The 15,961-nt window shown below is 48.5% G+C and carries 13 protein-coding genes; 4 read left to right on the top strand and 9 right to left on the bottom strand.

Going from position 1 to position 15,961, the window contains the following annotated elements:
- Positions 1-220: 220 nt before the first annotated feature.
- Positions 221-1,540, top strand: coding sequence for an ATP-binding protein (locus H8730_RS11080; RefSeq protein WP_177720149.1), 1,320 nt, complete (start codon positions 221-223; stop codon positions 1,538-1,540).
- Positions 1,541-1,671: 131 nt separating this feature from the next.
- Here the strand turns inward: H8730_RS11080 and H8730_RS11085 are convergent, their stop codons facing one another.
- The 3 genes from H8730_RS11085 to H8730_RS18065 all read right to left on the bottom strand — a co-directional run bounded on the left by H8730_RS11085 (position 1,672) and on the right by H8730_RS18065 (position 3,938).
- A complete protein-coding gene (locus tag H8730_RS11085) occupies positions 1,672-3,291 on the bottom strand; it encodes a recombinase family protein (protein ID WP_177720148.1) in 1,620 nt (539 codons plus the stop codon).
- Positions 3,292-3,368: 77 nt separating this feature from the next.
- Positions 3,369-3,548, bottom strand: a complete 180-nt coding sequence (locus H8730_RS11090) for a hypothetical protein (protein WP_177720147.1) — start codon at positions 3,546-3,548, stop codon at positions 3,369-3,371.
- Between the two features lie 69 nt (positions 3,549-3,617).
- Entirely contained in the window at positions 3,618-3,938 is a 321-nt protein-coding gene (locus H8730_RS18065) for a hypothetical protein (RefSeq protein WP_430385387.1), read from the bottom strand.
- A 280-nt stretch (positions 3,939-4,218) separates the two neighbouring features.
- On the opposite strand from H8730_RS18065, the gene H8730_RS11100 reads away from it, so the two are divergent.
- Together H8730_RS11100 and H8730_RS11105 are read left to right on the top strand one after the other, a co-directional pair.
- Positions 4,219-5,583 carry an MATE family efflux transporter gene (locus H8730_RS11100; RefSeq protein ID WP_177720146.1) on the top strand — a complete coding sequence of 455 codons (1,365 nt, stop codon included), beginning with the start codon at positions 4,219-4,221 and terminating at the stop codon, positions 5,581-5,583.
- Between the two features lie 173 nt (positions 5,584-5,756).
- A complete protein-coding gene (locus tag H8730_RS11105; protein ID WP_177720145.1) occupies positions 5,757-6,374 on the top strand; it encodes a methyltransferase type 11 in 618 nt (205 codons plus the stop codon).
- Between the two features lie 364 nt (positions 6,375-6,738).
- On the opposite strand, the gene H8730_RS11110 is transcribed toward H8730_RS11105, so the two are convergent.
- The 3 genes from H8730_RS11110 to H8730_RS11120 form a co-directional block, all read right to left on the bottom strand.
- Positions 6,739-7,596 (bottom strand): hypothetical protein, encoded by an 858-nt coding sequence (locus tag H8730_RS11110; protein ID WP_249289834.1) that lies wholly within the window; start codon positions 7,594-7,596, stop codon positions 6,739-6,741.
- Positions 7,597-7,896: 300 nt separating this feature from the next.
- Positions 7,897-8,094 (bottom strand): hypothetical protein, encoded by a 198-nt coding sequence (locus H8730_RS11115; RefSeq protein WP_177719144.1) that lies wholly within the window; start codon positions 8,092-8,094, stop codon positions 7,897-7,899.
- A gap of 424 nt (positions 8,095-8,518) precedes the next feature.
- Positions 8,519-8,803, bottom strand: coding sequence for a hypothetical protein (locus H8730_RS11120; protein ID WP_177719145.1), 285 nt, complete (start codon positions 8,801-8,803; stop codon positions 8,519-8,521).
- A 310-nt stretch (positions 8,804-9,113) separates the two neighbouring features.
- Here H8730_RS11120 and H8730_RS11125 point away from each other — a divergent pair, with 310 nt between their 5' ends.
- Positions 9,114-9,485, top strand: coding sequence for a helix-turn-helix domain-containing protein (locus H8730_RS11125; RefSeq protein ID WP_177719146.1), 372 nt, complete (start codon positions 9,114-9,116; stop codon positions 9,483-9,485).
- A gap of 98 nt (positions 9,486-9,583) precedes the next feature.
- On the opposite strand, the gene H8730_RS11130 is transcribed toward H8730_RS11125, so the two are convergent.
- From H8730_RS11130 to H8730_RS11140, 3 genes are read right to left on the bottom strand one after another with little or no spacing between them, the layout of a single operon-like run.
- A complete protein-coding gene (locus H8730_RS11130; protein ID WP_177719147.1) occupies positions 9,584-11,383 on the bottom strand; it encodes an ABC transporter ATP-binding protein in 1,800 nt (599 codons plus the stop codon).
- Positions 11,380-13,197: an ABC transporter ATP-binding protein gene (locus H8730_RS11135; RefSeq protein WP_177719148.1), complete on the bottom strand. Its 1,818-nt coding sequence runs from the start codon at positions 13,195-13,197 to the stop codon at positions 11,380-11,382. Before H8730_RS11135 ends, H8730_RS11130 begins: the two co-directional genes overlap by 4 nt.
- A gap of 24 nt (positions 13,198-13,221) precedes the next feature.
- Positions 13,222-15,552, bottom strand: a complete 2,331-nt coding sequence (locus H8730_RS11140; RefSeq protein WP_249289835.1) for a glycoside hydrolase family 95 protein — start codon at positions 15,550-15,552, stop codon at positions 13,222-13,224.
- Between the last annotated feature and the right edge of the window lie 409 nt (positions 15,553-15,961).

The following is a 15,961-nucleotide window of genomic DNA, read 5'->3' on the forward strand; positions in this document are numbered from 1 at the left end:
GTCAATAGCAAGATATGGGCCGCCGAATAGGAAAATTTTCTGTTCGGCGGTTTTTCTATGCTCAAAATTCCGGCCCCTGTTTCCTTGCTCCCTTTTGGAAGCTGTTTGGAGCACAATCACTTATTTCAGCGTAAAAAACGTTGTATGTTATCTAATTATCGTTGTATATTTTGTTTTAATGTGCTATACTACGCTTGTAAGATTCTGTGGAGGTGTGCCAATGTACCGAATTGCAATAGAAAAACTTTACAGGTGGAGGGAAAGCAAGCGCCGCAAGCCACTGATTATCCAGGGCGCAAGACAGGTTGGAAAGACTTGGTTAATGAAAGACTTCGGCAGTAAGGCTTATGCCGATACCGTATATATCAATTTCGATTCCAATTCCAGAATGGCGGAGTTATTTGCTAGCGATTTGAATACGGACCGCCTGATTATGGGAATTGAGCTGTATGCCGGCAGAAAAATTGATCCAAACAACACCCTTCTGATATTTGATGAGGTACAGGAAGTGCCGAGAGCGCTTTCATCACTGAAATATTTTTATGAAAATGCGCCACAGTATCATATTGTCTGTGCTGGTTCACTCTTGGGCATTGCTCTGCACGAGGGTACATCGTTTCCCGTAGGCAAGGTTGAGTTTTTGAGTCTTTATCCGTTATCCTTCAAGGAGTTTTTAATGGCCACCGTTGGTGAACGCTTTGCCGAACTTCTTGACAGACAGGATTACTCGATGGTCACCTCTTTTAAGCAGACCTATATGGATGCGCTCAAGCAGTATTTCTTTGTGGGCGGTATGCCAGAATCGGTGCAAAGCTTTGCCGAAGAAAAGGATTTTAACGAGGTTCGGGAAATTCAAAAACGTATACTGGCAGCTTATGAACAGGATTTTTCTAAGCATGCCCCTATCGAAATCGTTCCAAAAATTCGTATGGTATGGAACAGCATCCCGTCTCAACTTGCTAAGGAAAACAAAAAATTTTTCTACGGCCTTGTGCGTGAGGGTGGACGCGCAAAGGAATATGAAGCGGCCATTATGTGGCTTTGTGACTGCGGACTTGTCCACAAGGTCAGCCGTGTGAATGCGGCGCGAATTCCGCTGAAAGCCTATGAAGATTTGAAGGCCTTTAAGCTGTTTATTGTCGATGTAGGGCTTCTTGGCTGTATGACAGGCCTGCGTCAGGGCGCACTGCTAGATGGCAACGATTTATTTACCGAGTTCAAGGGTGCTCTGACCGAGCAATATGTATGTCAGCAGCTCCAAACCATAGATGATTTAGGTGTTTACTACTATACGAATGACCGTGGTTCCTGCGAGGTGGACTTTATTGTCGACACCGGCGAGCAGATCGTACCGGTGGAGGTTAAGGCGGAGGTTAATCTGAAGGCAAAGAGCTTGAAAACCTATCGCGAAAAATTTAATCCCGAAATTTCTGTTCGCACTTCCATGGCAGACTACAAAAAAGAGGATTGGCTGGTCAATCTGCCACTGTATGCGGTGGAAGAGATTTGCAAATGTGATGAGTGGAATTCAGAGGGATAGGCTGAAGGAATGGAGATAAAATGAAAGTGCTCGATCCACATTGTGACAACAAAGAGGGCGTATGGCTCCGGCTTAATAAGGATGTATAGTTGAATTGTGGCGGAAGGCATATCTTTGGATATGTCTTCCGTTTACTGTATCGTTCCGATGTAATTGAAGTAAACGTCAATCTTTTGTGTGTAAAACTTTTTCCTGTAAGCGCCGTCACGCTCATGCACCGTGATGTGGTGAACAAACTCCCGCAGGATTTCCGGCGTAAGCTCCGGCACTTCTAAATGCCGGTCAACAATGGCGAGGAAGTTCCCCACGTTGTCAAGCTCATCCTGTTGTTTGGCAAGTTCTGCTTCAAAACAGAAAGCCCGTGTTTTTAAGGTTTCCTGCTCCGCCAGATACCGCCCGTTTAGCTGCTGGAATTGCTCGTCCGTGAGTATGCCGGTTGCCAGCTTCTCAAAAGTGGCGGCTATCAGGTTGTCAACCTCTGCAAGCCGTTTCCTTGCCTGTTCCAGTTCCTTCCGCTTGGCTGTCAGTTCCTTTTTCAACTGGCCGGATTGCTTGGCTGTCAAATGGGCGATGAAGGCTTCCCGATCGGCTTGTACCGTTTGTACGACGGCCTGTATCGCTTGTAAAACAGCTTCCCGCAGGTGCAGGGCTTTTACTGTATGGGGCGTACATTCTTCCTTGTGGCGGTGGTATTTGCCGCAAACATAGGTGTATTTGCTTTCGTCCCAGCTTCCGCACCGGCAAAGATAATGGGTGTTGCCGCAGTCGGCGCATTGTACCATACCCGCCAGCATATCCATTTCCCCCAGCTTGGTGGGCCGCCGCTTGTTCGTCCGTACCCTCTGCACAATGTCCCACAGTTCCCGGTCAATAATCGGCTCATGGGCGTTTTCTACCCGGTAGCGTTCTTCTTCCGGCACCTCGACTACAATGTCGCTTTTGTAGGAAGGTTTGTGCGTCTTGCAGCTTACCTGTAAGCCGATATAGTCCGGGTTTTCCAGAATATCGGCTATGCTGCTACCCGACCACCGATAGGGAAAATCCGGGTTGCGGCTGGAATGGTTGCGTCCAAACTTGCGGTAGGCGTATTCAGTGGGTACAAGCACCCTTTCCCGTTCCAGACGCTTGGCAATCTGCTCTGGCCCCATGCCTGAAGCGCACAGGTTGAAGATATACCGCACCTTTTCTGCCGCTTCCGGGTCGGGAATGATTTTGAACTTATCCGCCGGGTCTTTCTGATAGCCATAGGGTGGGATTGTCGCAATTCGTACCCCTTTTTCCGCCTTGTGCTGGATAACGGCGTTGATCTTTCGGCTGGTCTGCCGGGGATACCATTCGTTAAACAGGTTGGAGAACATGGCTAAATCCTCGTCGCTCTCCGTGTTGGTGGCGCTGTCGTAGTTGTTGGTAATGGCGATAAAGCGCACGCCCAACGCAGGAAAGACGATTTCCAGCAGATTGTTGGCTTCCGACTGGTTGCGGTACAGGCGGGTCAAGTCGGTCACAATCAGCGTAGCGGCCTGTCCGTCCCGTATCATGGCAAGCACCTTCTGAAAGCCGGGACGGTTGGTCTTTGTCCCGGAAACGCCATCGTCATACAAAAACAGGGGATTGCCCAAGCTATGCTTTTCTGCATAATCCCGCAGCATTTCCTCCTGGTGCTGTATACTCAGGCTGGTGCCTTCCCGTTTGTCCTCGTTGGACAGCCGTCCATAAAGTAATGTGTATTTTTCGGTTTGGTTTCCCTGCATATTATGCTCCTTTCCAGCAGGGGGAACCCGTCATAAGGCAAAAAATATTATACCACAGGACAGAGAAAAAGGGAAGGTTATTCCTTCCCCTGTTCCCGCAGTTCGTTTTCCATTAGACGCAGGAGCCGCCCTTTCAAACTGCCTATACCAGTTTCGGGGAAATACACACTCACCCGAAGAACAGCGCTGTTTTTCCTGATCTCAAAGCAATTATAAAGGCGATAATCCGGTTCCTGCGTCCCATTTCTCTTCTTCATCTTACGTCCTTTCCGCCGGATTCAAATGTTCTTTGTTTCCGCGAAAAGGTCTTTTTATTCCATAGTTCTCTATCGGGTTTCCGGCTGATTATACAAAGGTTTTTCTCCTTCTACTATCAGTATGTCGGAAATTGGCTGGTTAAAGAATACCGGTCCCAAAAATGGGCGCTGATAGAAGAGCATATGTGAAATGCTTAATAGGTCTTGCGTTTGCTGGAATACACAATAACGTCCGTTAAGCCGCCGAAAGCGGGCAGTCCAAAGCGCCAGCTTGCTGTTATTCTCAGCCTTAGCAGATATTAATAGGGTACGTTCGTCTTCGTAAATCTCTTTTGCTGTTGCAGTCATAATCCATATGCCTGTATTGCTCATATCGTCGAGCAGCGGCATCAAGCTGCCGCCGCTTTATATCATTTCCCGACGGCGTATCTAAAAGGAACCGGTCTACGGATATAAAATAGCGCAGCATAAGTTCAAAGAAAATCTGTAAACTTCAACGAGCGATTCTGGTGCTGAGAAAGTCTGATAAGGGTACTTGCATTTTCACTTGTTCCATGCTATAATATAAAAACGGTTTGAAACGCTCCCGTACACAAAGGCTATTTGTGTACGGGAGCGTTTCTATTTTTTTGGATAAACAAAAAACATCTACAATCAATGGTGAATAACTATGAAAAGATCAAACAGTACATTTCTTGACGGGCCGATTTTGCCCGCTTTATTGCGCTTCTCCATACCTGTCTTATGTGCCTTGCTATTGCAGGCTCTTTACGGCGCAGTTGATTTGTGGGCAGTTGGGACATTTTGTGGAGAAGCCGATGTTTCGGCAGTAGCAACAGGCAGCCAAACCATGTTGATTGTTACAGGAATTGTAACGGGGTTGTCTATGGGAACTACTGTTTTACTTGGAAAAAAGATCGGGAGTGGGGATAGTAAAGGAGCAGCCGATACGATAGGCACAAGTATATGTGTGTTTACTTTGTTAGGAATTGTCCTCAGCATTGTAATGACATTTGCTGCCTCAAAAATCGCGGTTATTATGAACGCGCCGCAGGAAGCATTTGAAAAAACAGTACACTATATTTTGATCTGTGGCGCGGGAAGCCTGTTTATTGTAGGCTACAATTTGATTAGTGCTATTTTTCGTGGTATGGGAAACTCAAAAGCCCCATTACTATTTGTGTCAATCGCTTGCGTTGCGAACATTGTCGGTGATGTTATTTTAATTAAAGTGTTTGATATGGGAACAGCCGGAGCAGCCATAGCAACGATAGCAGCCCAAGCAATTAGCGTAGTCCTCTCATTGGTGCTGATTAAGAAAAAAGGTTTTCCATTCCCATTTAGAAAAGAAAATGTGCGTTTAGATAAGGGGACAGCAACAAGTATTATTAAACTTGGCTTTCCGATTGCATTACAGGATATGTGCAATGAAATATCTTATCTAATCATAATTGGACTTGTAAACGCATTAGGGGTAACTGCTTCCGCAGGAGTGGGAATAGCTGAAAAACTCGTAATGTTTATGCTGCTCATACCTATGTCCTATATGCAATCCATTTCTGCTTTTGTCGCACAGAATATCGGCGCAGGACAGGAAGTACGCGCAAAAAAGGCGATGTGGACAGGTATGTTTACCGCTGTCATTTTGGGCGGTGTTATGTCTTATTTATCCTTTTTCCATGGGGATTTGTTATCCCGCATATTTATAAAAGAATTGCCAGTAATCAATGCGTCTGCCGAGTTTTTGAAAGCGACCGCGATTGAATGTTTTGTTCTCTCCATAGCATACTGTTTTACTGGATATTATAACGGACTTGGAAAAACCGCTTTTGTTATGGCACAAGGGTTGTGTGCAATTTTCCTTGTGAAGATTCCGTATGCGTGGTTTGCAAGCCACAGGCATGAACCCCAGCTTTTTCAGATAGGTATGTCCACAGCGTATGCCGCTGTTTTCACGCTGATCGTATGTGTCCTTTACTATATCTATATCAATCAGAAGAAAAGCAAATCAAAAATAGGAGGCGCTTTAAAATAGGAACGATTATAGTCGGTCTCATCACATTCGTTATTATTGCCGGGCTGGTTTGGTACACAATAACACATTGGGGAAAATGAAAATTTTACGAAGCGTGGACAAAGCTATTTTATTGGTGTAAAATATTTATAGGCTAAAGTTGCGGAAATATAAAGTTAAGAAAGGACGATGTAATGAAAAATCCATGGGAAGAAATTCCATTAGCTGATTATGAAAATCATATGAAACTTGATTCTGTTATGCAATTACAGGCTATGAATGAAATGATGAAAGAGCAGTTTGACACTTATCCCATTTCCAGTGTAATGATATTAGGGATTGCAGGAGGCAATGGTCTTGAGCATATTCAGAAAGACAAATTTGAAAAAGTATATGGAATTGACATCAATTCATCTTATTTGCAATCCGTCAAACAAAGATACCCCCATTTGGACGGGCTTCTGGCATGTTTGTGTATCAACTTAATTGATGAAACGGATAGGTTGCCGAAGGCAGATATGGTTATTGCAAATCTGTTGATTGAGTATATTGGATACGAGTGCTTTCAGAACGCAATCCGGCAAGTCAATCCGAAGTATGTTTCATGTATTATTCAAATCAATATGGAGGATAATTGGGTATCAGATTCCCCCTACCTACATGTGTTTGATGGACTGGAACGGGTACACCATCAAATGGAAGAACAGGCATTAGAGAAAGCAATGCATGAAATTGATTATAACACAATCAGAACTTTAGAGCATATGCTACCTAATGGTAAAAAATTGGTACAGATAGATTTTGAAAGATAACTTTCAGTTTGTCAAATAAATAGCAAAATAGAAAACACCGTCAAGGATAAACTCCGCACTTCGCGTTTTTGACGGTATTTTCTGCCTTTGTTGATGAGCCACCAAGAGTGCAATCGGATAAACCGCTTTCGCCTTCAATTTATTATGGTGTATTCGCATTTAAATGCAAGAATCCCCCTAATTTTATGCAGTTTTTAGAACACGTTAAGGGTTTTATATTCATACCCTTAAAATTGTCTTTCTCCCGTTTCTAAGACGCTCCGGCGGTTTTGCGGAAGGCTATCCGGTCTGAAACCCGTTTTTCTCTCTTTACCGCCGCTTTCCTCGTATATGCTCCGTTTTCCTGCTTCACCAGTCATTACTTTCAATCCAGATAGTGCCCGGCGATCACGGAAATGCGGTTGTGCCCTAACTGGCGGGATACTTGAAGCATGGCGCGGCGGTCATAGACCATGCCGCGCCTGTCCTTTTTGCAATAATATTTTTCTTGCCGTGCCAGCGTATGGAGAGAGCGGGCAAGCTGCCGGTATAGGACGTTGGCGTACGCCCTGCGGCACCCATGCACGTCCATATGGGAAGGGACAGACGTAAAGATAGGTTTTCCTGTGGGATTTCCTGCGAATTTCAAAACCGCTTCTTCTTTTCCCGGAAGTACGGCAATATCCCGCACCTTGCCGCCTTTGCCCGTCACGCCGCATAAGGCCGCGCTTCCATCCGGGTTCATCCGTATCTGCTCCGGCCTGATCGCCGCCAATTCATGGCGGCGCAGGCCGGTTGCCCGTGCAAAGGCGAGAATATCCGCATTCTTTTCTTTGGAAAAGCCGTAATCCCTTGAAGCTGTGTTGCGGCTTCGTTCAATGGCCTGCCGTTCCCGATGTGGGAGCGTAATGTCAAAATCCCGCGCTGTGCAGCCGTAGAGCTTGCACAGCGCGGCTCTTTGTGTTGAGAGGGTATAAGCGGAAAGCCCCCGGTCGATACCGCTTTGCAGATAGCTTTCCACATGAGGCTGGGCTTGTGCCAGTGTCCGGCTTCCGTACTCCGTTTTGGCCCACTTTGCAAACGCGCAGCCTTGTTTCAGATAAGTTTCAAAGGTGCGGTAAGAGAAGATACCGATGGGAGTACGTGTGTTTTCTGCTTGTTTTGCGTCATGGCGGCTTTCGCCGATGCGAAGCTGGCTTTGCAGGGCCTCCTGTACCTGCCGCACCATAGATTTATGCTTCATAACAGCCTCCTTTCAAAAGGGTGCAGTTATCCCGTCGAAAATGTAGTTGTAGGTTGGGCGTTGTGACGAGATTTTTTAGACAGCTTCCCGGTGCTGTTTCCCCGATTTCATGGGCGTTTCTAATTTTTTTAAAGACCTACATGTCTTTCAAAAAATTTTACTCCGCTGCTGTTGGCAGCTCCGTTTACCCGTCGATTTTTTCAAAATCGAGCGTGTAATCGTTCTGCCCATGTTCGCTTCACAGGAAAGTATTTCGTATTCGCGGAATACCAGACCGCTATACGCGCTCCGCTGTGTCGCTTAGTCCCCGCACCCAGTGGGTGCCGCACAGCCTTTTCGGGTCTGCTGTGCTTCCCTCGAACCAGTTACCGCCATATCGTCTGGACAGGTCACTGCTTCTTCGAACCGTTTGCCGCCATTATCCGTCTGGACGGAGCCACCGCTCTTCGAACCCTTTAGCCGCCTCTTTATCGTCAAGGTAGGCCACTGCTTTTTCACTCCCTTCGTCTTTTCAAGCTACATCTTTAGTATGACGAATACTGGAAACATTCAATAAACGCAAAAAAGCGGCACCCCCAAATATGGAAGCGCCGCCCGCAGTGGCCCGCCCGACGAAAGGTTCGAAGTTTCGTCAGGCGGCGAGGCCGTTTATTCTATTCTCCGATTTTCTCCTTTTTTGCTCCGATCTCGTCAATCTTCCGGCCTCACTCTTAGTATGACGGAAATTGATCGCAAAAAGTAAGAGCAGGTGTTTTCACCTGCCCTTTGCTTTTCCTTATGCCGGTTCTCTCTGCTCTAAACATCCTTATCGAGCAGACGCTATCCCTCTGCGGTTTTTTATCCGTTTCGAGACAAGCCCTTTGATTGCACCTTCCCTCGCCCCTCGGAAATCCGAAGACAGGCAGCCGCATTTCGTATTCCGCTAGGCAACGGTATACTGTATATTCAAATCGTCAAGTAAATCATACCAACTGCTAAGACCGACACCGTTTTCGTGCAAATATTTGACAAAGGATACAACATATTCAAAGGTGGCAGAGTGACAGCTGCAGGCTTCGGATTGAACCCCTGCGCCACTCTCCTGCCTGACCACGATATGCACGCCGTCCGGCATGTCGGCAACGGAATAAGACAAGGTCCGGCTTTCCTGGAACCCTTCAATCTCCGAGTATGTATTGGTGTACTCACACGTTTTGAACTGTACCATTTTTTCTCCTTTCTGCATGTTGCAGATGGTTGCACATGCATGAACATAAAAATATTGTAAACGATGTTTTTTTCTTGAAAAATTATAAAAAACGGTATATAATAGGTTCATTAAAAAAATATCGTTACCTAATTTTACCAAGTGCTTCTCTCGATGTAAATACGCAAATGTGGAACATGGCTTCCAACCTTGCAATTTTCCCTTCTATATTTGCAAGATAAGGCCCTTTCCATGAACATGTGGATCACGTAAAAACCTGTAGGCCGCTGTTTTTCAGTGAAATTTAGTTTATCAGAATGGAATGTTTACTATGAATGCCGAAGATCTGAAGAGAATGAAGGAAGAGCGCAAGCTCACCACCAAACAAATATCGGAATTGAGCGGAATTCCGGAAAGTACCATCAGCAGAATCCTGTCCGGGCAGACAGACAATCCCAGTTTTGACACAATCTGCGCCCTAGTCCGTGCAATGGGCGGTTCCCTTGACGAGTTCACCGGAATCCAGTCCTCTGCGGATGCTCCGGAGTCACTAGCCCTCGTGGATTTATATGAAAAAATGATTGATGAAAAGAACCGACTTATTAAATGGTTGATGGCCGTATGTTGTATCCTGATCGCCGTCTTTGTTTTTATTGTGTTATTTGATCTCATAAATGGAAATATCGGATTTGTTCAGTACTGAGCCGGTGCATTTGACACTCGAATCCTAAAAAGACAGCGCACAAAACGAGAGAGAGCCTGTTCTTCTCTGCCGCTTGTGCGCTGTTCTATTATATGGGGCTATCCCGCTGGTGCCGTCTCCTGGTACCGTTCCGCCTGAATCCGAAACATGTACGCGTATCGTCCGTCCATGGCCATCAGCTCCTCGTGGGTGCCTTCCTCCACCACCGATCCCTGCTCCAGCATATAGATGTGATCCGCCATCCTTGTGGTGGACAGGCGGTGGGATATAAATAGAACTGCCTGCTGTCCCACCGTGTTGGCGATGGTGTGGTTCAGTTCATATTCACTTATGGGATCCAAAGAGGACGAGGGTTCATCCAGGATCAAGATGGGGTGCTGGCGGACAAAAATCCGGGATATGGCGATTTTCTGCTCCTCGCCTCCAGAGAGGTTGACGCCCTGGGGATCAAATTCACGGCCCAGCATCGTATGGATTCCCTGCTCCATTTTTGATAATCGCTGCTCAAAGCCCGCGTCACGCAATGCATCCAGAATCTCCTGATCCTGGCGCCCCTCATCCAAATCTGCCAGCACATTCTCCGCCACCGTCGCAGAAAACAGGCAATAATCCTGAAACACCGCACCGATGGTTCTGCGATATTCCTCCAGAGGAAATTCCCGAATGTCAATGCCATTGAGGTAGATTGCGCCTTCGTCGGGATCATACAGACGCATGAGCAACTTGATCAGCGTAGTTTTGCCCGCCCCGTTATATCCAACCAACGCCGCTTTTTCCCCCTTATGAAGGCAGAGCGTAATATTTCGAAGGCATTCCGTCTCCACGCCCGGGTAAGAGAAGGAAACGTTTTCTACGCGGAGTTCTTCAAATTTTGGAATGGCAGTCTCTCCCCCCTGAATCTTGGGCTCATACTCGAGAAAGGATCGATAGAGCTGTATATACAAGCTATGCTCTGGAAATTTCAGCAGGCGCTCGCACAAATCGCTGACATGCCAGTTGACCTTCCAGATGGCATTGACGGTGGCCGCGAAGCCTCCCAGAGATATGGTTTGCCGCACAAGGAGTTCGAATAGGAGAAGAAGAAAGATCCCCATGGTCTCCAGCAGGTGCAATACCAGGGCGCCTGCCCCTTCGATGGCCAGCAGCCGCTTTTCATACCGCTTATACGTGTTCTTTTGCCGCTGCAACGCATCGGTGTACTTGCCCTTGAATAGGGTGCCCGCACCGCTCATTCGGATTTCCTTGGCATACTCCGCTAGATAGAAGACTCGACCCGCGTACTCGCTTTCCCTCTGATCTGGCTTCAACTCTAACTCCCGCTGAAAGCGCACACGGATGCCGTATAAGCGGAGGGCAGTCTGGACAGTCGCCGCCCCCAACATAAGCAAGGTTACCGCAGGGCTGACCGTCAGCAGCACGCCCGTGATGGTGCACAGGGCGACGACCCGGTTGATCATTTTTCCCAGATCCTCCACCACGGCTACAGCCCGTTTGTCCGCCTCCTGCATGGCCCACACGAATTGAGTATAAAACGCGGGATCATCATAACAGCCCAGATCCATTCTCCTCGCTTTGTCGCATAAATCGCCCTGCATCCTCCGATGGAGTTTCTGGCGGGCCTTACTGTTATAACACTGCCAATACCACTGGGAAAATCCCTCCGACAAGAGGGAGAACAAGGCAATCCCCGCGGATATGAGCGCAATCTCAAAAAAGGGCCCCCCTTTTTCCAGCCGGTCAAACAGCATCTTGACGAATATGACGCTGGATGCGGCGTGGATTATTCCCCAGACGACGCCCTCCACGATCATCAGCGCCATATACCCCGGCGTATACCGGGCAATCTGGCGCAACATAAACCAAATGTTTGCCACCGCTTGGGCCCGCTTCGGTTTCATATGGCCGCCCCTTTCTCCCCGTAGTTCTTAGCCTGAATGGAGAACATCTCCTGGTACCGGCCCCCATGGCGCATGAGCTCCGCGTGGCTTCCCTGCTCCACAATCCGGCCGTTCTCCAGCAGATAGATGCGATCCGCCATGGCGGCGGACGCCAGGCGGTGGGAGATAAAGATAACGCTTTTATTCTGACATGCGCGCATCATATTGTCATACATGGCGTGTTCCGCGATGGGATCTAGGGCAGACGAAGGTTCATCCATGATCACCAGCTCACAATCCTTTGCAAAGATTCTGGCAATGGAAATTTTTTGCGCCTCTCCTCCCGATAGCACCGCCCCCTCCTCATCAAATTCTCTTGTCAGAACTGTGTCCATCCCATGGGGCAGGGAGCGCACCTTCTCCTGGATCCCACTGTTTTGTAAGGCATCCGCCACAATCGCTTCGTCCCCGTCGCCGCAAGGGTGGAGGAGAACATTCTCTTTGACCGGCGCGGAAAAAATTCGATAGTCTTGAAAGACGACTCCGAAAAGAGCGCGATACTCGTCCAAACGATACTGGCGGATATCCACACCATTGAGCCGAATCTCCCCCTGCGTCGGATCATACAGGCGCATTAACAGCTTGACAATGGTGGACTTTCCCGCTCCATTCTGTCCAACCAGCGCGATTTTTTCTCCCGCCTGTATACTCAAATTCACCTGATGCAAAACCTCTGTCTCCTGCCCTGCATAGTGAAAGGAGACGTTGTGGAATTCCAGTCCCCGAAAGTCCACGACAGGCAGCCCTTTCGGATCCCTCTGTATCGTTGGCTCATACTCCAGAAAATAGCGCAAATTTTGAATGTAGAGCGAATGCTCATGAAACTCAAAGAGCCGCTGGATGGAATCTTGAAAGGTAAAGGCCACCGTGCTGATGGAATTGATGACCACCAGCGCATCCCCCAGCGGCATCGTTTTCGCCGTCAAAACACGAAATGAGGTCCACAAAATGCTGCCGATATAGACCAGTACCTCGACGGTCTCATCTCTCACGTACTCAAAGAGCGCCAGTTTCAATCCGTATTCACGGATAGCCCTGCAGATATCCCGCAGGGATTCGTCCATCTGCCGGAACAGAACACGGTAGATATTTGTCAACCGCAGCTCCTTCGCATAGTTCTGCAAATAAAAGACGCGGCGCACGTAATCTCGCTTTCGGTTTTGTTCCGTAACCCGCATCGTTAACTCGTAGGAAACCTTGTTGCGCCGTTTTCCTATCAATACTTCTACAAGCACGGGCAAAAATGCCCATACCATCAGTTCCGGCGCCATGGTCACAAGCAGCGCTCCATTGGTGGCAACATAGGTGATAAACAGAATCAGGTCGCTGATGGAATCTAATATCTGGGAGGCGCGGGTAGGCGCCTCCTGGATCGCCTTTACATACCGGTCATAAAATTCGGAATCCTCAAAACAAGATAGATCCGCTTCCATCGAAGTGGTAAAAAGGCGCAGTTGAATCGATTCCTGAATCTTCAGATTCGAGATGGGATAGTAGAGGGTTTGCAGCACGGTCCGAAAAATCTGCACCGCGCCATAATATCCGGCAACCCATATGGTGGTGACGGCCAGCCTCCCAAAATCGCTTCCCGCTTGCACAGAATTGACAATGATTCGCAGCAGGTACACATCCAGCATAAACAGCGCCGTCCCGCGCAGGACGGATTCAAGAATGGTGACCCACAGCCTAGTTGGGCTTGCTTTACAGATAATTGTCAACGCATAGCGCAGATTCTTAACTACACCTCCGATATCCCCCTGCATCTTTGCACCCATCCCCTAACCCTTGCTAGTAAACTGCTACTCCATTGGCCGAATCCGAACCGTTCTGCCTGTCACAACGGGTATACAGAGGCAATCTGCATCCTTTGTGTACGCTACCGCCTGCCCATCCTCGCCGGTAACTTGAACTTGGCATGGCCGATTCCACAAAACCTTGCAATCGCCGTCCTTTCGGGGATGCAGGCAGATTTCCTGTACAAGCTTGTTCTTCCATACGGCATCGACAACAATATTCCCCCGGGCCACAAGACCTGCAAATGACCCGTTGGCCCAGTCATCCGGCAGTGTAGGAATCACATCGATATATCCGCCGTGGCTTTGCAGCAGCATCTCGGCGACCCCTGATGTGCCTCCAAAATTCCCGTCAATCTGGAAGGGCGGATGGGTATCCCACAGGTTAGGCAGCGTGCCCCGTTTGAGCAGAGTTTGATAGAGATGATACGCCCTATTTCCATCCCCCGTTCTTGCCCATAGGTTCAGCCGGTGCGCCATGGCCCACCCAGTGGACTGGTCGCCCCGCAGGTTCAACGTCACCTTGGCCGCCTCCATCCACTCCGGCGTGTTTTTGTTGATGATGGTTCCAGGATATAGACCCACCAACTGGGAGACATGGCGGTGGTGATACTCACCCAGCTCGCCGTACATCCTCTCCTCCCGGTATTCTTTCACCTGACCGGACTCCCCTACCAGCACCGGTTCCAGCCGGTCAATCTGCTCTCTGGCGAGCTCCACGATGGGGTCGTCGATCTGCAATTGATCGGCCGCTTGGATGGTATTTTTATAATTTTCATAGATCATCTGTTGATCAAACGCGCACCCCGTAGTGTGAATATACTCATCGGTCCCATTGATCTCCTGCGTCTGCTCCGGCGAAGCAGAATATTTTGTGAGAAATGCCCCCTCTTGCTCAACCAAAACCTTGGACAAAAATTTGGACATGGAGGATATAACAGGATACGTCAGGGTGCGCAGAATTTCCTCATCCCCGGTAAAGGCATAATAGTCCCAAAAGAGCTGCGAGGTAAAGGCTCCCGTTCCCGGCCCGGAATGACTGTTATTATCCATGCCATCCACGTCATACAGCCATCCGCCTGTCCCAATAATCCAGCCATTTCCCCCCGGCTCGTCGGACAACCGCTCCGGGTAATTATCCCGGATATACCGGTCTGCGTGCTGCTCTGTCAACTTCATATACGCCTGGTTATAGGCGGCATAGGCCTCAAACATTTCGGCCAGATTCGTATTAAAGGCGGGCCAGTAGTTCATCTGCACGTTAATATTGTGCCAATATCCCGCGCTCCACGGAGAATCATCGTAACAGTTCCAGGTTCCCTGAAGATTAGCCGGCGTCGTCCCCGGACGGGATGAACTGATTAGGAGATAGCGGCCATATTGAAAATACAGTTCCTCCAAGTATTTGGAATGAATCCCCTCTTTGTACTGCTGGAGCATCTCATCCGTTGGAACCCCCGACGGCACGCCGCCAAAATCCAGCTGAACGCGCGCAAAGTACTGCTGGTATTCCTGCAAATGCGCTGTCTTCAGCTGCTCATAGGACTTGGCTGAGGCTTTGTCCAATAGATCGCAGATCCGCTCGTGGGGATGGGGATAGGGGGCCAGCTTCTTTTTGGGGTCCGGCTCCGTAAAAACCCGACTCTCCATGCGATAGTTTGTTCCAACCGCAATCAGAATCAGAGCACTATCCGCGCCGGCCACATGCAACTCTGCGTGATCGCCCGACGCATCCGCGGTTATTTCCACCGATCCATTCTCCGTGATCACACGCATTTGCCCTTCAAAGGCGATATTATAATAGTGCATAACTCCCGACAGCGTAAGAGTCTTCCCTTCTCCCGTAACCGTGCCAGATTTGCCGCCTCCGTCGCCTTCCACTTTTCCATAGGGCTTTATGTATGGAATGGTGGGGCGAAGCGTAAATTGAACTGCCCCCTTTTCCGAAGCGGCAATGCGAATGACCATGACCTGATCCGGATAGGATGTAAAATACTCGCGCTTGTGTCGGACTCCCTTATGGGTATACTCCACATGGGAGATCGCTGTATCCAGCACCAGATCCCGGCGATATTCCTCCACCTCCCCATGGCCAAAGTCAAGAAATACCTCTGCAAAATTATTTAATCCTCCGACACTCTTCGGATTGGATAGGGTGTTCTCTGTGATCTGGATCCGCTCCGTCTCGGTTCCGCCAAAAACATTAGCTCCTATATAGCCATTTCCAAGGGGCAGAGACCAGTTTTCCCACTCATCATTTTCCGGTGTCCGCCCCGGCGTGATCTTCGTGATTCCTGGCGCTGGCTTTGTGTACCAAAGCTTTAATTCTTTTGCCATCTGTAAGTTTCCTCTCTTTCCTGACGCATCTGTGCGATTTTATAAGGATGCACCCGGCTGCACAGCGGTTTGTTCGCCTCGCCCGGGCACTGCTCATCGCTTTCATGGATATTATATCATAGTGGGACAGCCGAATCAAGAAATACTCTCGCAAAATATTAGATAAATAAATCTCAATTTCTAATCTTTTATTTCTAAATAGCTAGAACTGAATGGACTCTGATCATCGCAATCCCCCCTCCACCGATTTCGCATTGACAAGACTCCACAAAAAAAGAGCCGCTACAAAACCGTAACTTCATTGTAGCAGCCCCTCCCTGCACAAGCAGACTACAGATTCATGTACAGGCGTCTTCGACACAAAGATCTAGTGTAGGAGGGTTAACGTAGTATCACCCTCCCAGCAATT

Origin of the sequence: Bianquea renquensis (genome assembly GCF_014384895.1) — a bacterium.
Classification (GTDB): domain Bacteria; phylum Bacillota; class Clostridia; order Lachnospirales; family Bianqueaceae; genus Bianquea; species Bianquea renquensis.